Genomic DNA, 18,384 nt, shown 5'->3' with positions numbered 1-18,384 from the left:
CACCGTGACGATGGATTTCGGTGTGCAGGCCGGTTGCCGATCGTGCATAGCGTCCGGGCGCGACGAGGCCCGACTGGAGACCAGACACATCAGGATTTTCGCCGTTTTGAATTTCTTCTGCCCAACGAGCATCCCCATGACTGCACAGGCCATCCTCGACCAGCTTCTGGCGGCCAAGCCGCAGCGAACGGACCAGGCCCCAGGGGATTGCCGTGGCATCTACGGCCTCGTCGATCACTTTGGCGATCTGCGGTACATCGGCTCGACCAGCGCCGCCGACGAGACATTTCACAAGCGCATCCATCACCGGCACCGGAACGGTTCGGAAACCACCAGCCACTATTTCTCGCGCATGTATAACACCGGCCGGATGTGGCGGCTGCGGAACGACCCGGCGACCAGGGCGGATGGAGACATCGCCAAGTCCCTGCGCAACGCCTTCATCGCCGAGTACTGCCGCGCAGTCTGGGTGCCGCTGCCGGACGACGCCGCGATCGCCGCGCTGGAGGCCGCGGTGATCGACCTTGCGCCAAGGGAAGCCGTCGCATGGAACAGGCGCGGCATGGACGCCTATGACGAGCCCGCGGCCCTGGTCGACCTGGTGATCGACAGGCTCGGGTTCGGCACCGCCGAGCGTGCCGCCCTGGAACGCCAGAAGGCGCGTTTCCTGACCGGTGTGACCCGGCCATTCGTCACCGAGGCGCAGCCAAAGGCAGGACTCCCGCCCTTTCCGGAAGGGCCGTTTCGCTTTGTCGCGCTGGACGTCGAGACCGCGAACAATGATCGCGGCAGCATCTGCCAGATCGGCGTGGCCTGCGTGCGCCCGGACGCCAGCATCGAGACCTGGGTGACCCATGTCGATCCCCGGACGGATCACTGGACCTGCTCGCACATCCACGGGATCACGCAGAAGACCGTGACCGGCGCGCCAACTTTCGCCGAGGTCCTGCCCGTGCTTCGGCCGGCGCTGGACGGCCTGACGGTTTACCAGCACTCGGGCTTCGACCGCAGCGCCGTCCGCGCGGCCTGCGCCGCCATCGGCTGCGACGAACCCGACTGGACGTGGCAGGACAGCGTCGGCGTCGCGCGCCGTGCCTGGCCCGAACTGAAGGGCAATGGCGGTCATGGCCTGGCCTCGCTCAAGGCGCATCTGGGCCTGTCCTTCAGGCATCATGACGCCGGAGAGGACGCGCGTGCCGCGGCCGAGATCGTCCTGCATGCCGAGGGGGCCAGGATCGCCCCTGCCCGGCGGGCAGTGATGGACGACGATTTCGACGTGATCGAGGAAGAGGACACCGGTCCGCCGCCACGGTGAGCACCGCGTGGGTCGCTGCCCGGATGCCGTGATCGGCGAAATCGGTCTGACGCCGGGCCACCTCCGATGCAGCGACGTCTCCCTGCGTGAGGTCTGGCGCGCGTTACCCCAGGACGGCATCGGCGGATCCAACGCGGCCTCGACTGCGATGCCACCTGTGACGACCGACCGGGACGGCCCGGCGATGGCAAACACGGACGTGGACGGCATCAGGAAGCTCTGCCGCAAGCATGCTTTGGTCCGCGGATTGTTCGAGCGCTACAAGACCCGTTCGGGGAACAAGGCCGGCATTGTGCTAACCCCTGCGCCTATCGGGGGTCGGGTCCACGACAACACCGCGCCGCAACGCAGACTTGGTCCCGTCGCTGCGTCATGCCTGCCGCATGATTGCGGCATGGCGCGACGACCCAGACCATCACCGCCCGTACTCGAACCGCGACGGGCGAACCCGCTGGGGTATCGCCAACGGTCAGAGGCGAACCAACCCCTGAACAGAGCCGCTTTGCAAACGCGGACTCAATGGGAGACGGGTCAACGCGATCACGCCACCTCGAAAGTACCGACGCGCCTTCGACTCCGCTCGAGGGAGGCTGCGGAATTCAGTCCGAAAGCGTGGCCAGGGTGTTCTGTGCCTCTGCCAATTCCGCGGAAAGGCTCTCGCCCGCCAGTTCCAGCGCACGGCTGAGTGCCTCCTTGGCATCGCTGCCACGTCCCAGTTTGGCGTAAACCATCCCCAGATGGTATTGCACGAAGGGGTCGGTATCGAGTTCCGCAGCAGCAGGACCGAGATACTCGAGCGCGGTTTCGTAGTTCCCGCGTAGATATTCGATCCACCCGTAGGTGTCCTGAAAGGCCGGCACCGCGGTGTCCCGCAGACGTTTCGCCAGGTTGTAGGCCCGATCAAGGCTCTCCGGGGTTCCCCCGTGGACGCTCAGCAGGCTTGCGAGGTTGTTTACGACGATGATGTTGCTGTTATCGCGGTCATAAAGCGTCTCGTAGATCGTGATCGCTTCGGCATAGTTCCGGTCCCGCTCCAGGTGGTTTGCCTTGATCCCGAGCAGGGTGACGGAATTCGGCATCCGGTCGATTGCGTCAGACAGCACCACGCTTGCCTCGTCCTGACGCCCGGTGGCGGAGAGGATTCCCATCAGGAGGCGCACAGGAAGTTCGTCCTGCGGCAACCGGTCGATCAAGGCGCGATAGCCGGCCTCGGCCAGGTCCCGTCTGCCCATCAGCGCGTGCAGGTTGGCATCCAGCAACTGCAGGTTCGGATTGTCCGGAGAGGTCTCGAGTATCCCGTCAAGATAGGCCCGCGCCGCCTCGGCATCACCGTTGCGGATATGGGTCTGGACGATCAGCATCACGGATCGCGTGGCCTGCAGGTCCGACGCGGAAACCGCCGCACCCACTTCGCCCTGAAGCAGGGCGAGACTGTCTTCGGTGCGGTTTTGGCCCTGCAGGATGGCCGCCTGCAGGGTCAGGGCCGCCTCCCTTGCAATATCCGTGTCGATCCCGCGCATCGCCTCCACGATATCCTGCGCCTCGATCCAGGACTGCGTACCGAGATGGATATTGGCGAGGAGAAGCAGCGTTTCGAGGTCTTGCGGCGCTCGAAGACGGACATCCTGAAGTACGGGCACGGCCAGTCTTGCGCGCCCGGTTTCAATGAGGTGCCGTGCGTATCGCAGCGATTCCGCAGGGGCCCCGTTGGACGCTTCGACAGCGAGGCGAAGGCGGTCTGCGACGAGTTCGGTATCGCCGTTGCGCTGGTGCGCCAAGGCCAGCAGGGTCAGTGTCTCTGCATCCCGGGGGGCCTGGTTCAACGCCGTGCGCAGAACGATGATCGCTTCGCCGGGCTTGTCGGCCTCGATCAACCACTCTGCCCGCAACTTGAGGGCTGGCAGGTAGCCCGGATCGGCCTCGAGCACCTGTGTCACCAGTGCCCGCGCGCCGGCGTCGTCACCGCCACGCACGAGCATCCTTGCCAGGATGACCTGATTGCCATAGGTCCGCGCGCCCGGCGCGGCCCCGTCGAGCGCGGCGCGCATACCCGCGATACCAGCCTCGACCTGGCCTTCCTCGAAATCCATCGACGCCAGCATCGCGCGATAGAACCGGCCGTTTTCCGTGTCGGTGTTGGCTGCGACGAGCCGCGCGAGTTCTTCGCGGGCGGCCTCGCGCCCCCGGGTGGCCAGCAGAAGCTGCACGACATCGACGTGACCGCCGGTGTCGGCGGTATCGGCACCCGCCCGCCCCCGCAGGAAAGCCTCGGCGCCGGCGACGTCTTCCTGGGCGAGGAACCAACTGATGAGCGCCTGCTGGATGGCGCGGTTTTCGGGAAACAGCTCTATCATGCGACGGAGTTGCACCCCGGTGGCCTCACGCTCGCCCGCGGTCGCAAGGATGCGGGCCTTGAGCATGTTGAGCTCCAGCCCGCCCGGGTCGCGTTCCAGTGCCGCATCGATCTCTGGCAAGGCGCTCAGCGGGTCGTCCCCGGTCGCCAGATGGTCGATCACGATCCGGTTCAGCCCAAAGTCATCCGTCTCGTCCGCAACACGCAGCGCCGCAAGGTCGGCCGCCGCCTCGGCGGCGATGCGTTGGCGCGCGGCGTCTTCACCGTCAAGCGTGGCGTCGCGATATTCCAGGACGAGCCCGATGGCCCGGATCTTCGGGTTGCCCGGCTGCAACGCCGCCAAGGCATCCCTCTGTCGTTCGGCCTCTTGCCAATTGCCGCTCCTGATCGCGATCTGGGCCAGGGCGAAACGCGCGTCGATCATGTCGGGGTGCCGTTCGACCAGGCGCTGGTAATAGCTGCGCGCCTCGGACTCCCTGCCCCGCTTCATCATGATGTCGGCGTAGGTCTGCAAGGCCTCCTTGTGGAATTCGACCTGGTCGAAGACATTGAGCAGTTCGATCAGGGCGCGCTCTTCGTCGCCCTCCGCAAGAAGGGCGAGGCCGGACTGGTAGTAACCCTCGGCTTTTTCCTCTGGGCTCTTGCACCCCGAAAGGAGCAGCGTTCCGCAAAGAGCCGCCAGAAGGATCGCCGGACGCGCGCGCTCAAGATGCCGTTTCATGTCGCTCGCCCCTCACGTTCAAGACCTTGGGACAATTCCCGGCTCCGTACCCGCCTGCAGCGTCCAGGCAGGAATGGACGCGACCGGGTTCGGCATGATGCCTCGCCCGCCGTGACAGAGGCCCGTGCGCCCCCGTGTTTTCAAGTTGATCACCGGTTGAACAGGTCATGCGACGCCTCTCATTCCGGGATGAACCGAGGCAGCCGCGGCAGCAGCTCGGCCATGAAATCACGCAGGCGTGCGTCTGCATCGGCGGCTGTCTCGCCACGGTTGATCGGCGTCACGAAGCGCACCAGCGCACCATCGGTTCGCCCGATCGTCAGGCTGTCCCAGACGACATCGGCCTTGGCGAGGTAGTCGTTTGTCATCCGCTTTCCCCGCTGTTCGAACCAGTAATAGACCAACTGGCGCGACAGGCCGTTTTCGATGATCGCCCGGTTCAGCGAGAAGGTGCCGTAGACGGTATCCGGAAACGTCACCTCGACGGTTTCGATCGAGAATATCTCCCACCCGCCCACGGGCAGGCAGACTTCGGGCGAGTGTATGCCCGACCCCTCGGTCTGCTTGTCGTAATAGGCCGAGAAGAAGCCGACATGGCTGTCCGGATCGGCCGGCCTCGAATAGACGGAATTGACGTAATCCGAGGCCTTCAGAACCTGGGCCACCTCGGGTTCCAGCGGGATCGCAAAGCTGCTCCAGTCTCCAACGTTTCGAGGAAACAGCGCAAAGGCGTCACGCTCTGGCAGGACCCGCTGAGGGGCCGGCGTGAACAGGAAGGCAGCGGTCACGGCGAGGCTGGCGACGGTTGCGATCAGCATGCCGCGCGTCGGGGCGATGGACAGGATGCGCGTGGCCTGTGCCCCAAGCCCGTCGAAATCCATGTCGATCGTATCGCGCAGCCCCAGCGGGTTCGGCGTCAGCCGTTGCAGCATCACCGCCACGGCAAACAGGATCGCGACGCAGGTGCCGAAAATCACCCAGCCTTCGAAAAAGTGCAGGAACCCTTCGGCCTGCTCGATGCCATGACTGTTCACGAGAACGCCGATCATGCCGATCCGGAAGGAATTCATGAAGACGGCCAGCGGCGCGGCCATCAGAAAGATCAGCGCCTTGTGCCAGAACGGCCCGCGGTAGAGGATCGCGACGAGATAGCTGAACGACAGGATCGGGAACAGGTAACGCAGTCCGGAACAGGCCTCGGCCACCTGGAGCTTGTAGACCCCGAGATTGATCACGTTGCCGTCGAGATGGACCGGGATGCCGGCCAGGCCGATGAACCAGACCCCCAGTTCCGAAGACACGAGTTGCAGGAAGACCGTCAATTGCCAGTACAGGAACTGCGGCAGCGGCAGCATGAAGACCAGGTGCAGCACCGGCAGCTGGTGGCTCTTGCCGCGCTGCCAGCCAAGAACGGTCAGGACAACCCCACCGACCCAGACGATCAGGGCGTAGGTCACGACATCCGGGATCCGCACGAGGTTGCCCAGGATGCCGAGCCCCAGGCCAAGCACGATCACCGCAATGCCGGGCCAGCGATTGGCTGCCCGTGCCGGATCGCGCGGCGAATCGTTTCGCAGTTCACGCAGGAACAGATACAGAGAGATCAGCGGGATCATCGGGCCGTGACTGTACTCGGCAGTGATCCAGGCCGCCCCCAGGGACTGGAAGCCAAGCCAGAAGACAGGCAAAGCCACGGCAATCAAGGCCACGAACAAGGCGAAACCGGCCGGATTGACGGTGTGAACGGCTGAAAGAACGACGCCGCGGGAAATGATGCTACCTGCCATTCGATGGCCAACGATTTGAACCGACTTTTCGAAAACTATAGCAGCGCTTCCAGGACGCCTAGCGGAATCGGAGGATTAGACTGTTTCCGTTTGTCGTGGTTGCCGACCGCGGGACACGGCCTCGATTGCAGGACGGGCGCACCTTCGGGCGCTTGAAAACCCGCCGAGGCCAGGCCATCGCCCTGCCCGATGCACGATTTTCAGCACTGACGGGCGACTATCCGCCGCTTGGCCCCGAACACCACCCACAACCCCGGATTGAGTCGACTTATATAATTGATTTTATTGTGAAAATGCGTGTCAACCCAGGATTCTAATCTTCTTGCAAAATTCTACACACCATGTAGATTCAGATGTCGAGAACGGTTGCTGCCTGCCTGTTCGCACTGAGTCGCTAGGCAGTATTTTTGGGGTGCTAGAGATGATTGGTATTACGAAACTGAAGAATATGGCGGCTGCGCTGGTTATCAGCGCTGGCGCAACGCTGGGGGCGACGCAGCAGGCAAGCGCGGTCACCTTCAACTTCCTGAACATTCCCGGCGCGGACACGGTCGGCGACGCGTATGCCGGAAACTTCTCGCTGGCGGTGTCGAACCTCGGCTCCGGCAACGTGCTGATCCAGATCATCAGTGCGGCGGCTCCGAGCCTGGGCTACTTCATCCGCACGATCTTTGTCGACGACACGAATCCGACCTCGTTCACGTCCCTGCCGACGGCGAATAGCAATGTCGGAACCAACTCTGTCGGCACTGTGAACATGACCCGGTCCTCCGGTGGCAACCTGCCGCAGGGCAACAATGTCGGCTTCTCGACCGAGTTCAACTTCAACCGTGTCAACGGGTCGGCCAACGTGAACGCGATCCAGCAGGGCGAAACCGGCGGTTTCGTGTTCGGAGGTAACTTCGATGCGATTGTGGCCTCGCTGACATCCGGCGACCTGCGCTTCGGCATTCACCTTCAGGGCCTGCCGAACGACAAATCCGACAGCTACGTCACGTCGGTGCCGCAAGTACCGCTTCCCGCCGCGGGCTTTCTCATGCTCGGGGCGCTTGGCGGCCTCGGTTTCATGGCACGGCGGCGAAACAAGCAGGCTATCGCATAGCCTTGCCGTCCTGACAAAAGGGCTTCGCGCCGGGTCGTCGGCGTAATTCAGGCTGGCCTCTGTCATGGAGGCCAGCCTTTTGTTTTGGACCGTTCGGTTTCGGCGTGAGATTGGGCCGTTGGGCGTCGCAAGCCCGGGCACCTTCGGTTCGCGGCGACAGGCTCGGACCGGGCTGGTGGTTGGAAACAACCGTGCAACGCCGCACCACGCTGGCCGTGGGGCACTTCCGCCGCGGGCGGAGGGATACCCAAAGCGTTTCCGCCTGTCGTTCCGGTCTTTCGGACATCACGCGCCGTTTCGTGACGGAGGTTCTGGTTCGACTGCCGGTTCAGTTCAGGTGGCAGCGGCTTGGCGCTGAAAACGCCGTCGCCGGACTGCCTGGTTCCTGGTCTTCTCTCTCGCCTTCAGGACAGCCCCGCCCCTTAGCTGGCGGGCATCGGCGGTCGTCAGGTTGACTGCGCGCTCTTGGCAGCGGCGCGTGTTGTCGTGATCGACAAGACCGCCGTTCCGGGTCGCCGGGCCGGATGCCGGACGTGGTTTTCCAGCAAAAGCCCGGTCATCATCGCCAGGCGCCAGCGCCCGGTCCTGCCCTGTATCCGGGATGATGCGGTGCGCTTGTCATCGAGGCCTTCGGCCAGATCGTCGGCCACGCAAGACCCGCCATTGTCGGCGGGCAACCTCGGCCTCAGCACCGAACTTGGGCCTATGCGGCCAGACGCGTCAAAGGGCATCTCGCGGGTTCGCCGGCGAGTCCCGGGTTTGCCCTGCGCGACAGGGATCTGGGTCCGAGGTTGCGAAACAGCCTCAGGCAATTGCCTGCGCGCAAGCCGGGGGTCTGCGGCCAGCGGCCTAGGCAGCCCGGTTTCCCCATGGCCGCGCCAGCCCCTTGGCATGACCAGACGCGCGCACCGTCGTCCTGGCCGCCCGGGAAGAGGGTGGAGTCAGCCTGCCAAATCAGCTCGGCTTGCAACGATCTTTGCAACGATCTTTGCAACGGCAATCCCGAAGACAGACACTGCAGGCAATGCCATCCAGCGATTTCAATGTGTTAGCATGGTGCGGGTGGAGGGACTTGAACCCCCACGCCTTGCGGCGCCAGAACCTAAATCTGGTGCGTCTACCAATTTCGCCACACCCGCACGGCCAGAGGCCCGAGGCGCCCGGCAGGCTGTTACCTAGCAAAGCGCCGCGTCGGGGGCGAGAGGGAATTTCATCCGCAGCGCCCGGCCGGACCGATAAAATCCGACCGGTTTTTTGACCCGGCGTTTACCGCTTCTTGGCGTGACAAACGGCAGCCTGCGCCGGACGCCAACCGCAACGGGATACCCGCGCCATGCCCATGCCGCACAGCATCACGGCCGAACCGAACGCCCTGCCCGCAGGTAGCCATGTGCTGACGTTGGAGGGTGCGATGCCGGCAGAGGGGCTGAAGCCGGGAACGCGGATCGTCACCCGCGACACCGGCGCGTCGGTGCTGCGCGCGGTGCAGGTGCAGAAGATGCCCATCGACGCGGTGCAGGTGGCAGCGGGCACGCTGGGCCCCGGCAGGCCAACCCATGACGTGGTCCTGCCCGCGCGGGCCGAATTGCTGCTGCGCGGCGATCACGCGCTGGCGCATTCCGGCCAGCCCTTTGCCCTCGTCCGGGCCGAGGCGCTGGTGGACGGGCGGCGGGTGCGCGCCCTGGGGCTGGTGCGGCTGCGGCTGGTGCACCTGTCCTTCGACCGGCGGCACGTGGTCTATGCCGATGGGCTGGAACTCGCCTCGGCCGCGCCGCTCACAGAGCCAGATCGCGGAACACCGCCGGCAGCGTCTCGGGCAGATCCTCGGCGATGAGACCGGGGCCAAAGCGGCGGGCGCATTCCACATGCAGCCAGGCGGCGGTCTCGGCGGCCTGCATCGGATCGAACCCGCGCGCCAGAAGCCCGGTTATGAAGCCGGCCAGAACATCGCCTGACCCTGCCGTAGCCAACCAGGGTGCCGCGCGCTCGTAGACGGCGGCATTGACCGATGCGCGCCCATCCGGCGCCGCGATGACCGTGTCCGGCCCCTTGAAGAGCACGATGCAGCCCGCCCGTTTCGCCGCCGCCCGTGTGGCGTCCACCTTGGAATAGACGGGGCCGGTTGTCGCGGGAGCGTTCAGCCTTTCGGCGATGTCGGGAAAGAGACGGGCGAATTCGCCGTCATGCGGGGTCAGGACGCAGCGGTCGTGCAGCATCGCACGGAGCGCCTCGGGATCGCCCGCGAAGGCGGTCAGCGCATCCGCGTCAAGCACGACGTAGGGTGCGTGCTCCGCACGCACCGCCACCGGCGCCAGCTCGCGCGCCCGGTCCAGACCCAGCCCCGGGCCCAGGCAAAGCGCGTTGAACCGCATGTCCTCCAGCACGGCGGCAAGCCCGTCCGCATCCTCGACCCGCCGCAGCATGATCGCCGTGACCTGCGCGGCGACCTCCATCTGCGCCGATCCCGGCACGCCCAGCGTCACCAGCCCCGCCCCGATCCGCAGCGCCCCCCGCGCCGCCAGCCGCGCGGCGCCCGTGCGCCCCGCGCCCCCGGACAGGAGCAGCGCGTGACCGTGGTCATATTTGTGACCCAGCCGCTTTCCGAGGCTCCACAGATCAGGCCTCGCGGCGATCCGGGCGATTTCGGCGTCGTCCCCTCTAGATGGTTCAAGCCCGATGTCCTTGACGACCACCTTGCCGCAAGCCCCGGGACCATCGGCCAGTACATGTCCCGGCTTCATGCTGTGAAAGGTGACGGTCAACTGGCCAGCCAAGGCCGTGGGGCGCCACCAGCGCGCCTTTTCGGTCCAGTTCGCGGGCTCAAGAATCCGACCGCTGTCGCTGCAGACGCCGCTTGGCATGTCGATGGAGGTGACCCGCAGGTTTGCGTACCGAAAATACTGTGATCTGAGCGTTTCCTCGTTCAGGTGGAGAAACTCGTCGAACAGACCCTCGACAGGGCGCGTCAGCCCGGTGCCGAATAGGGCATCGACGACGAGATCGGGCAGATCCTGCGACCAGTCGGCCATGCGCCCCACGGCGCCAAGAGCGGACCAGCGGTCGAAATTCGTTTTCGCATCAGGTGGAAGCTTTCCGGCATCGCCAAACAGAAACACCTCGACCGACCAACCCCGCTCTTTCAGCAGCCGCGCCACCACGAACCCGTCCCCACCATTATTGCCCGGTCCGCACAGGACAACCGCCCGGTGCGTGCCCTCAACCAGTTCCGGCCACTCCTCGAGCACCGCCTCGACGACCCCAGCCCCGGCGCGCTCCATCAGCTCCAGGCCGGTGACCGATCCGCTCTCGATCGCGGCGCGCTCCACCGCCCGCATCTGTGCCGCCGTCAGAAGGTCCGTCATGGCCACTCCGATTCAATAATGCCCATTATTGGTGCGTTATGCCTGTTTTTTAGTCGCACTCGATTTTTCACCACTTGCCCCGCCTCACAACCCGTCTTAACGGATTGTGACCGCTTCTGAGAAGTGGTCTGCCGGGGACGGACCGACGCACGAGGAGAGAGGGCCATGAAGAAGATCGAGGCGATCATCAAACCGTTCAAACTCGACGAAGTGAAAGAAGCCCTGCAAGAGGCCGGCATCCAGGGTCTCTCGGTGATCGAGGTCAAGGGGTTCGGGCGGCAGAAGGGTCACACGGAGCTGTATCGCGGCGCCGAATACGTGGTCGACTTCCTGCCCAAGGTGAAGATCGAGGTCGTCCTTGACGACGATCAGGTCGACGGCGCGATCGAGGCGATCATCGCCGCCGCCAAGACCGACAAGATCGGCGACGGCAAGATCTTCGTCACCTCCGTCGAACAGGCCATCCGCATCCGCACCGGAGAGTCCGGCTCGGACGCGCTGTGACATCCGTCTTTCAGGAAAACAAACTCAAGGGAAAAGCGAAATGAGCGCAAAAGACCTGCTCAAGATGATCAAGGACGAGGACGTCGCCTATGTCGACATCCGGTTCACCGACCCGCGCGGCAAGCTGCAGCACGTCACCGTGATGTCGGACCTGGTTGACGAGGATTTCCTGGAAGAGGGCTTCATGTTCGACGGCTCGTCGATCGCCGGCTGGAAGTCGATCGAAGCCTCCGACATGAAACTGATGCCGGACACCGACAGCGCCTACATCGACCCGTTCTATGCCGAGAAGACCGTCTGCATCCATTGCTCGGTCGTCGAACCCGACACCGGCGAATCCTATGACCGCGACCCGCGCGGCACCGCCCTGAAGGCCGAAGCCTACCTGAAGTCCTCGGGCATCGGCGACGTGTCCTATTTCGGCCCCGAGGCCGAGTTCTTCCTGTTCGACGACGTCAAGTATGCCGTCACGCCGAACAAGGTGTCCTACGAGGTGGATGCCGACCACGCCGCGTGGAACACCGATGCCGATTTCGAGATGGGCAACCTGGGTCACCGTCCGACCTACAAGGGCGGCTATTTCCCGGTGAACCCGTCCGATGACGGCCAGGACATCCGTTCGGAAATGTTGTCGACGATGAAGCGCATCGGCATGAAGGTCGACAAGCACCACCACGAGGTCGCGACCAGCCAGCACGAACTGGGCCTGATCTTCGGAAGCCTGACCAAGCAGGCCGACGAGATCCAGAAGTACAAGTATGTCATCCACAACGTGGCGCAGGCCTATGGCCGCTCGGCAACCTTCATGCCGAAGCCGATGTATGGCGACAACGGCTCGGGCATGCACGTCAACATGTCGATCTGGAAGGACGGCAAGCCGCTCTTCGCCGGCGACAAGTATGCCGACCTGAGCCAGGAAGCGCTGTATTACATCGGCGGCATTCTGAAGCACGCCAAGACGCTGAACGCGTTCACCAACCCGTCGACGAACAGCTACAAGCGTCTGATTCCCGGCTTCGAGGCCCCCGTGCTGCGCGCCTACTCGGCCCGCAACCGGTCTGGCTGCGTCCGTATTCCGTGGACCGAATCGCCGAAGGCCAAGCGCGTCGAGGCCCGCTTCCCCGATCCGGCGGCGAACCCCTACCTGGCGTTCGCGGCGCTCCTGATGGCCGGCCTGGATGGCATCAAGAACAAGATCGATCCGGGCGAGGCGATGGACAAGAACCTGTACGACCTGCCCGCCGAAGAACTGGCCGGAATCCCGACGGTCTGCGGCTCGCTGCGCGAGGCGCTCGAGGCCCTGACCAAGGATCACGACTTCCTGCTGGCAGGCGACGTGTTTACGAAGGACCAGATCATGGCCTATATCGACCTCAAGATGGAAGAGGTCATCGCCTTCGAACACACGCCGCACCCGGTCGAGTTCAAGATGTATTACAGCTGCTGATCCTTTCCGGATCACGGTTTCAGCGGGGCGCCCATCGGGCGCCCCGTTTGCATTTCGCATCCATAAAACTTGAGAAACCGCCGGCAAGCCATTGAAATATATTGCCAGTTTTAGACGAATCCTGAGCACTCCGGGGCGGATCTCCACGAAAGACCCCGATTGTGGCGCAACCCGTCCCGGCCTGCCCGATTCCGGCCCGAGAGGCCTGCAACTTTGCCCATTCGTTTCACGAAATCACCCCACTCCGCTGCGACGGTCCCGCTGAACCGGGATCCGCCCGCAAGGAGTAGTGACGATGACCGACCAAGCCGCACCCGTCGCCCGGCTGATCTTCACCGGGGAACGCTTTGTCTCGCTGCCAAGGCTGGCGACACTGCTGAACGACGTCGTCTCGCCGCATCGCCCCATGCGTTTCGAGGAGGTGACTCTGACGCATCTGCGCCTGCGCGGCGACCGGCTGAGCCTGCGCCTCGATCTCGCCTTCGAGGATGGCGGCCCAGAGGTTTCGGTGACGATCCTGCATGGCGCCGACGACCCCGAGGGCACGCTCGCCTCGCTGACCTATGCGCTGGTCAGCCGGATCGCCGTGGCGCATATCGTCTGGCCCGGCTCGGCCCTGCGCATCCCGCGCGACCAGTTCCTGGAAAGCCTGTCCGATATCTTGGGCGCGCCGCGCAAGGCCTCCGACGGCGTGGCGCCACGCCGGATCGCGCGCCCGATCGATCGTCACCCGGCGCAACGGTCCCGTCCCGCCGCACGCCCGGCCGCTGATCCGCATGATCGAATCGACCGCTACGCAAACGCGATGGGCGGCGTCCGCGCCACGGACCGGCGCTATGACGCCCATGTGATGGCCTTCGAGGCGGCCATGCGGAACAGTTTGCGCGCCGAGCCGGCGATGCAGACGGCCCCGGATGCCCACGCCCTGCCCGTCGAGGCCCGGCTGGCCACGTGGGCGATGTCGCTGTCCGCCGCGACCATCGCGCTGCCGGTGGCGATCCCGATCATGGCCTGGAACCTGGTCAAGGGCGAGGACATGCGCGCCGCCGCCCTGTCCGTGGGGATCGCGGGCTTTGTCTTCTCCCTCGATCACAGCGGCGCGATGGCGGCGGCGTTCTAGGGGCCTCGCGCCCGGTTTACCCTTTTCCCTGCAACCCATTTGCGGCACTCTCGGGATTATTGTTGATGACTGGAGAGTGTCATGCGTCGTTTCCTTACCGCCCTTTGCCTGTCCCTTTTTGCCGCCGCACCGGCCATTTCTGCGACCTGCGGCAACACATCCTCAGGTTTCGGAGCCTGGAAATCCGCCTTTGCCGCCGAGGCGCAGCGCGCCGGGATTGGGCAACGCGGGCTTCAGGCGCTGGCCGCGGCCAGCTATTCGCAAAAGACGATCAACGCAGACCGCAACCAGAAGGGCGTGAAATACGCCTTCAACGATTTCGTGCGCATCCGCCTTGGCTCGCTCGACGCATTTGCCGCCTCGGCGCGCAAGCGCATCGCCCGCAACCCGGCCTTCTTTGCCGCCGTCGAAAGCCGGTATGGCGTTCCCGGCTCTATCCTCGTCTCGATCCACGGGATGGAGACCGGGTTCGGCCGCACCATGGGCTCGGTCCCGGTGGTGTCGTCGATCCTGACGGTCGCCTATGATTGCCGCCGCTCCGACTTCTTCATCCCGCATGCGCTTGCAGCCTTGCAGATGGTGGATCGCGGGATGCTGTCGCCCAACCAGCTGGGCGCCTTCCACGGCGAGCTGGGCCACACCCAGTTCCTGCCGGGCAACGCCCTGCGCTATGGCGTCGACGGTAGCGGCGACGGGCGGGTGGATTTCTACAACGAGTGGGACGCCCTCGCCTCGACCGCCAATTTCCTGCGCCAGAAGGGCTGGCGCGCCGGGGCCGGGTTCGAGCCGGGTCAGCCGAATTTCCCCGTGTTGAACGAGTGGAACGCGGCCACCGTCTACCAGCAGGCCATCGCCGCCGCCGCCGCCCGGATCGACCGCTAAGCACCGCCGATCCGCCACATTGCGGACGGAAAGATCGGGCCGTTTGAAGGCAGCGGCTCGTTTTGCCTCAATTTTAACAAAATTGCCGGCGATAGTGAGGCCGTTCCGACAAGAATTTGTCCGAGGTCCGTCATGAGCTGCCACAATGCCGCCTTCGCCACGCTGATCCTGCCGGATGCCCATGGAGTGCGACGCCTGCCCTATCTGCGCAGCGCCGAGCGCGTCCTGGGCGCCGGCGCTCAGATACCCGTCCGGTTGGGGTTCGATACCGCAACCGGCGCCAACCACATGCTGCTGGTCCAGACAGAGGAACAGGGAGAGTTCGGTCCAGCGGTCCGCCTGTCGATCCACGATCCCGACGGCCTCCCCGTCAGCGGCGCGCAGGCCGAAGCCGTGTTGCAGGACATCGTCCTCGACGCGCTTCGCTACTCGGATTGCGACATCATCGAGTGGTGCGCCACCGGTCGCCTGATCGAGCGCGACGAGTTCCTGTCGCTCTGCGGCATCGACCCGGAGGTCTTCGCCGAGGAATCCGATCTCGACGAGCCGACCGAGCTGCACGACCTGCGCAGCCACCTGGTCAAGGATCACGCCGCCTCCGCGATGCCCTCAGCGGCGGTGCGCGGCATTCCCATCCTCACCGCATTGAGTAAGCCCGACCCGGAACAGAGCCGGCTTGGCGCGACAGGCTGGCTGATGACCGGGCTGCTCTCGCTGGTCTCCCTGCCCACGGCCGCGGCGCTGAGCCTGATGGGCCTGGTCCGGGGGATGGAGTTCCGCCTGGCGACACAGGTCCTGTCGGTGACGGCGCTGTTCGTGGCGCTGGGCAATACCGAGGCGATCAACCGCTTCGTCATGGCCGCCCTGCACTGACCGAGGCGCGCGCCAGCATGTAGGTGTGGATCGAAAAGACCACCGCACCGCTTTGCGGCAGACGCAGGATGCATTGCCGTTCCGAGCGCAGGAAGCCGCCCTGGGCGCGCTCTTGGGCCGGGCGCGGCGCATGGACAGAGCGCGGCTGGTGCAGCGTCGGGTCGGCATACCAGAGCGCATTGAACCGCCACAACGGACGCCCCGGGCGGACCCCGTCGAACAAGCGCTGCACCCGGCGGGCCAGGTCGCCCGGATACTCGTGCACCGGGGCGTGAATCGCCAACAGCGGCCGCCCCGCCTTTTCCGACAGCATCCAGCTGGCCGGAAAACACAGGATCGCGGCGCGCAGCACGTGCTCGGCCTCGCCCTCGTCCTTCATAAGGATGCAGAAATCCTCCTGCACCAGCGCGTTGAGGCTTCGCAGCGCGGCGTCCCGGTCGACCGTCACGCGCCGCCCGTCCGGGCAGGTCACGCGGTCGCCGTCGCGGGCAAACCCCTCTGGCAACGCCTCCAGCACCATGTCCAGCAATTCCCGCACCGCCGCATCGGCGCTCGGGTCCTGCCACAGCACCGCCTCGGCGTGCTCTGCCAGCAGGCGGGCGCGCTCGGCCATCTGCGCCGCATAGGCATCGTCCACGTGCAACCACTCGGCCGGGTCTAGCGGGGCGATGCCCGGCAGCGGGCGCGGGTCGAACGGATCGTATGGCAGGGATGACTGGAGAATCATGACCAAGGGTCTAGCCCGGCCGCGCGGCGAAGGACAGGCGGCCCGACAGCGCTATTCGGTCGCCCAGGGGTCAAGCTCGGCCCAGAGCCCGGCATGGTCCGAGCCCAGCAGCGGCAGGGTCCGCACCCGTCCCGGACCGGTCGACAGGACGTGGTCGATCCCGATCGGAATGCCGGTCACCGGCAGGCGCAACGTCGCCAGCTGGCGGCCCACCCGGCGGGTTTGCGTGGCCGATGCGATCCGCGCCACCGTATACGACCAAGCCACGGCGTTGAAGTCGCCCGCCACCACCGCCGGCCCGGAGACGGACGAAAGGTGGGGCAGCGCTCGCGTCACCTGCGCGGCCTGGCCGCGCGGCCAGGGCCAGCCCAGGTGCACCGATATGATCCAGACCGGCCCTGCGGGCGCGGCGACCTGCACGATGGCCAGGGCGTCGCGACGGCTGCATTCCGACGTGTCCGGCACGAAGGGATGGCGCGACAGGACTACCTCGCCCAGGTTCGGCGACAGCGGACAGTAAAGCTGATGCGGATAGTCCGCGCGTAGTGCTTCGAGCAGCGCGGCATTGGCATTGCTCACCTCCTGGAGGGTGACGATGTCGGCCGACCGGGCACGCAGATCCGCAAGCAGGCTGTCCCTGGCATCGTTCTGGAAATACAGGTTCTTCTGGTAGAGCGTCAGCCGCGAGGCCCCCTGCCAATCCGGTCGGAGCCCCTGCCAGCCATGCCAGCCCAGCAGCAGCGTCAGCGCGACCATGACGGCCAACCGCGGCCCGCGCGGCCGCAGGGCCAGGCCACTTGCCAGCGCAAGGCCCGCGAAGACCGGGCGGAACACCGAAAAGGAATCCCCCACCGGGTGCAGCGCCCCCAGAAACCCGGCCGCCACGCCCAGCGCCGCCAGCCCCGCGAGGCCGGCCAGCGCCTTGCGCCACAATCGTATCGCCTGTCCGCCCATCGGTCTGCCCATCGCCCTCAGGCCTGTCGATCCGTCCGGGATGCCCGGTTGCCCAAAGAAAAGGGCCGGGGTCTGCCCCCCGGCCCGTTCCGTTGTCCGCCACGGCGCGCAGGGTGGGGTTTCCCCCGCCCCGACCCGGGCTCAGCGACCGCGGCCCAGTGCCGCCCAGACGGTCGGCAGCAGCATCGCCGCCAGCACCAGCTTCAGCGCGTCGCCCAGCAAGAAGTTGCCCATGCCCCACTGGAAGACCCAGGCCGCACCCTTGGTTTCAAGGAACAGCCAAGCCATCCACGGCAGACCGACGGCGTAGATCACCGCGTTGCCGAGAACCAGCGCCGCAACCATGCGGCCGAAATCACGATCCCAGCCGCGCCGGGCCAGCCAGCCCATCAGCGCCGCCGCCGCGGCGAAGCCGACCAGGTAACCGCCGGTCGGGCCCGCCATATAGGCCAGGCCCGCCGTTTCGCCGGTGAACACCGCCAGGCCCGCGGCGCCGATCGCCAGGTAGGCCAGCAGCGTCACCACACCTAGGCGCGTGCCATAGGCCGCGCCGATGGTCAGCACCGCGAAGGTCTGCATCGTCACCGGGACCGGCCACATCGGAACGCGGATCTTGGCCGCCGCGGTCAGCGCCGCGACGCCCAGGATCACCAGCGCCACCTGCCGGATCCGCAGGGCCATGCCCTCGTTCGCGCCGAAAACCTCTGCCAGCACCGGGCGAGTCATTGCCGTGTTCATGGTGTCCCCCATGTCATCCTCATTCGGACACAGTCATGCCGCATATGCCGCGCCGCCGCAAGCGGCGCGCGATGTAGAATTGCAAAGCCTGCAAAGCCACGATGATGCAAAGCTACAGCCGATCCTCGATCCGCAGCCGCGCCTGCACCAGCCGGAAATGCGCGCGCGCCGCGTCGACCCGGTTCAGGCGCGACAACAGGAGAAAGCGATAGCCGCTGCCATCGCGCCGGTCCTGCGCGGCAAACAGCCCCAGCAGCCAGTCCTCGTCGAAGTTGCGCGTGTCGGTGCCGGGCGGGTTCAGCCGCAACCCCTGCGGCAAGGCCCCGTGCAACAGGCCCAGCAGCGCCGCGACGGCATCCCCGGCCGCCCGCTCTCCCGCGGCCTGAACGGCGCGCAGGACCTCGAGCCGGGGATCGAACCCGCTCAGCGCCTGCGGACACAGACGGGACCAGTGGGCGTCGGATACGGGAACCATGCGGCACACCTCCTAATTTCCGAC

General features: G+C 65.7%; 16 protein-coding genes, 1 tRNA gene and 1 pseudogene. 9 read left to right on the top strand and 9 right to left on the bottom strand.

Annotated features, from left to right (window positions below; genetic code table 11):
* Nucleotides 1-136: 136 nt before the first annotated feature.
* Nucleotides 137-1,315 carry a 3'-5' exonuclease gene (locus KB874_RS22830; RefSeq protein WP_249200339.1) on the top strand — a complete coding sequence of 393 codons (1,179 nt, stop codon included), beginning with the start codon at nucleotides 137-139 and terminating at the stop codon, nucleotides 1,313-1,315.
* Nucleotides 1,316-1,659: 344 nt separating this feature from the next.
* Nucleotides 1,660-1,820: pseudogene (locus tag KB874_RS22825) on the top strand (IS3 family transposase); the annotation flags it as partial.
* A gap of 94 nt (nucleotides 1,821-1,914) precedes the next feature.
* Here the strand turns inward: KB874_RS22825 and KB874_RS08470 are convergent.
* Entirely contained in the window at nucleotides 1,915-4,389 is a 2,475-nt protein-coding gene (locus tag KB874_RS08470) for a tetratricopeptide repeat protein (RefSeq protein WP_212536132.1), read from the bottom strand.
* Nucleotides 4,390-4,568: 179 nt separating this feature from the next.
* Nucleotides 4,569-6,098, bottom strand: coding sequence for a VPLPA-CTERM-specific exosortase XrtD (xrtD, locus tag KB874_RS08465; RefSeq protein ID WP_346346534.1), 1,530 nt, complete (start codon nucleotides 6,096-6,098; stop codon nucleotides 4,569-4,571).
* Nucleotides 6,099-6,624: 526 nt separating this feature from the next.
* Between xrtD and KB874_RS08460 the strand changes: the two genes are divergently transcribed.
* A complete protein-coding gene (locus KB874_RS08460; RefSeq protein WP_249200337.1) occupies nucleotides 6,625-7,278 on the top strand; it encodes a VPLPA-CTERM sorting domain-containing protein in 654 nt (217 codons plus the stop codon).
* Nucleotides 7,279-7,724: 446 nt separating this feature from the next.
* Here the strand turns inward: KB874_RS08460 and KB874_RS08455 are convergent, their stop codons facing one another.
* On the bottom strand, nucleotides 7,725-7,928 hold the full coding sequence (locus KB874_RS08455) for a hypothetical protein (protein WP_212536130.1): 204 nt from the start codon (nucleotides 7,926-7,928) through the stop codon (nucleotides 7,725-7,727).
* A gap of 404 nt (nucleotides 7,929-8,332) precedes the next feature.
* A tRNA-Leu gene (locus KB874_RS08450) sits at nucleotides 8,333-8,417 on the bottom strand.
* A gap of 194 nt (nucleotides 8,418-8,611) precedes the next feature.
* On the opposite strand from KB874_RS08450, the gene KB874_RS08445 reads away from it, so the two are divergent.
* The gene (locus KB874_RS08445) at nucleotides 8,612-9,112 is read left to right on the top strand and encodes a Hint domain-containing protein (protein WP_212536129.1); all 501 of its coding nucleotides are present in this window, start codon (nucleotides 8,612-8,614) and stop codon (nucleotides 9,110-9,112) included.
* On the opposite strand, the gene KB874_RS08440 is transcribed toward KB874_RS08445, so the two are convergent.
* Entirely contained in the window at nucleotides 9,054-10,640 is a 1,587-nt protein-coding gene (locus KB874_RS08440; protein WP_212536128.1) for an NAD(P)H-hydrate dehydratase, read from the bottom strand. The two genes, KB874_RS08445 and KB874_RS08440, sit on opposite strands and share 59 nt — an antisense overlap.
* A 165-nt stretch (nucleotides 10,641-10,805) precedes the next feature.
* Here KB874_RS08440 and KB874_RS08435 point away from each other — a divergent pair, with 165 nt between their 5' ends.
* The 5 genes from KB874_RS08435 (at nucleotide 10,806) to KB874_RS08415 (ending at nucleotide 15,466) form a co-directional block, all read left to right on the top strand.
* Nucleotides 10,806-11,144, top strand: coding sequence for a P-II family nitrogen regulator (locus KB874_RS08435; protein ID WP_212536127.1), 339 nt, complete (start codon nucleotides 10,806-10,808; stop codon nucleotides 11,142-11,144).
* Nucleotides 11,145-11,184: 40 nt separating this feature from the next.
* Nucleotides 11,185-12,591, top strand: a complete 1,407-nt coding sequence (gene glnA, locus KB874_RS08430; protein ID WP_212536126.1) for a type I glutamate--ammonia ligase — start codon at nucleotides 11,185-11,187, stop codon at nucleotides 12,589-12,591.
* 295 nt (nucleotides 12,592-12,886) lie between these two features.
* Nucleotides 12,887-13,711, top strand: coding sequence for a hypothetical protein (locus KB874_RS08425; protein WP_212536125.1), 825 nt, complete (start codon nucleotides 12,887-12,889; stop codon nucleotides 13,709-13,711).
* Between the two features lie 81 nt (nucleotides 13,712-13,792).
* Complete coding sequence (locus tag KB874_RS08420) at nucleotides 13,793-14,593, top strand: lytic murein transglycosylase (RefSeq protein ID WP_212536124.1); 801 nt, start codon at nucleotides 13,793-13,795, stop codon at nucleotides 14,591-14,593.
* A 132-nt stretch (nucleotides 14,594-14,725) separates the two neighbouring features.
* Nucleotides 14,726-15,466 carry a hypothetical protein gene (locus tag KB874_RS08415; protein ID WP_212536123.1) on the top strand — a complete coding sequence of 247 codons (741 nt, stop codon included), beginning with the start codon at nucleotides 14,726-14,728 and terminating at the stop codon, nucleotides 15,464-15,466.
* Here KB874_RS08415 and KB874_RS08410 read toward each other — a convergent pair.
* The 4 genes from KB874_RS08410 to KB874_RS08395 all read right to left on the bottom strand — a co-directional run bounded on the left by KB874_RS08410 (nucleotide 15,447) and on the right by KB874_RS08395 (nucleotide 18,360).
* A complete protein-coding gene (locus tag KB874_RS08410) occupies nucleotides 15,447-16,193 on the bottom strand; it encodes a heme-dependent oxidative N-demethylase family protein (protein WP_212536122.1) in 747 nt (248 codons plus the stop codon). The genes KB874_RS08415 and KB874_RS08410 overlap by 20 nt on opposite strands.
* A 51-nt stretch (nucleotides 16,194-16,244) precedes the next feature.
* A complete protein-coding gene (locus KB874_RS08405) occupies nucleotides 16,245-17,159 on the bottom strand; it encodes an endonuclease/exonuclease/phosphatase family protein (RefSeq protein WP_212536121.1) in 915 nt (304 codons plus the stop codon).
* Between the two features lie 129 nt (nucleotides 17,160-17,288).
* Nucleotides 17,289-17,897, bottom strand: a complete 609-nt coding sequence (locus KB874_RS08400) for a biotin transporter BioY (RefSeq protein WP_249200336.1) — start codon at nucleotides 17,895-17,897, stop codon at nucleotides 17,289-17,291.
* Between the two features lie 100 nt (nucleotides 17,898-17,997).
* On the bottom strand, nucleotides 17,998-18,360 hold the full coding sequence (locus KB874_RS08395) for a hypothetical protein (protein ID WP_212536120.1): 363 nt from the start codon (nucleotides 18,358-18,360) through the stop codon (nucleotides 17,998-18,000).
* Between the last annotated feature and the right edge of the window lie 24 nt (nucleotides 18,361-18,384).

The organism is Thetidibacter halocola (assembly GCF_018224955.1).
Lineage (GTDB): Bacteria > Pseudomonadota > Alphaproteobacteria > Rhodobacterales > Rhodobacteraceae > Thetidibacter > Thetidibacter halocola.
The sequence above is the reverse complement of the archived record's forward strand: the minus strand, read 5'-3'. Positions and strand labels throughout refer to the sequence as shown.

Bases quoted from the DNA above. Each gene is read 5' to 3' on its own strand.
- KB874_RS22830 (WP_249200339.1), top strand. From the start codon at position 137: ATGACTGCACAGGCCATCCTCGACCAGCTTCTGGCGGCCAAGCCGCAG.
- KB874_RS08470 (WP_212536132.1), bottom strand. From the start codon at position 4,389: ATGAAACGGCATCTTGAGCGCGCGCGTCCGGCGATCCTTCTGGCGGCT.
- KB874_RS08460 (WP_249200337.1), top strand. From the start codon at position 6,625: ATGGCGGCTGCGCTGGTTATCAGCGCTGGCGCAACGCTGGGGGCGACG.
- KB874_RS08445 (WP_212536129.1), top strand. From the start codon at position 8,612: ATGCCCATGCCGCACAGCATCACGGCCGAACCGAACGCCCTGCCCGCA.
- KB874_RS08440 (WP_212536128.1), bottom strand. From the start codon at position 10,640: ATGACGGACCTTCTGACGGCGGCACAGATGCGGGCGGTGGAGCGCGCC.
- KB874_RS08435 (WP_212536127.1), top strand. From the start codon at position 10,806: ATGAAGAAGATCGAGGCGATCATCAAACCGTTCAAACTCGACGAAGTG.
- glnA (WP_212536126.1), top strand. From the start codon at position 11,185: ATGAGCGCAAAAGACCTGCTCAAGATGATCAAGGACGAGGACGTCGCC.
- KB874_RS08425 (WP_212536125.1), top strand. From the start codon at position 12,887: ATGACCGACCAAGCCGCACCCGTCGCCCGGCTGATCTTCACCGGGGAA.
- KB874_RS08420 (WP_212536124.1), top strand. From the start codon at position 13,793: ATGCGTCGTTTCCTTACCGCCCTTTGCCTGTCCCTTTTTGCCGCCGCA.
- KB874_RS08415 (WP_212536123.1), top strand. From the start codon at position 14,726: ATGAGCTGCCACAATGCCGCCTTCGCCACGCTGATCCTGCCGGATGCC.
- KB874_RS08410 (WP_212536122.1), bottom strand. From the start codon at position 16,193: ATGATTCTCCAGTCATCCCTGCCATACGATCCGTTCGACCCGCGCCCG.
- KB874_RS08405 (WP_212536121.1), bottom strand. From the start codon at position 17,159: ATGGGCAGACCGATGGGCGGACAGGCGATACGATTGTGGCGCAAGGCG.
- KB874_RS08400 (WP_249200336.1), bottom strand. From the start codon at position 17,897: ATGGGGGACACCATGAACACGGCAATGACTCGCCCGGTGCTGGCAGAG.
- KB874_RS08395 (WP_212536120.1), bottom strand. From the start codon at position 18,360: ATGGTTCCCGTATCCGACGCCCACTGGTCCCGTCTGTGTCCGCAGGCG.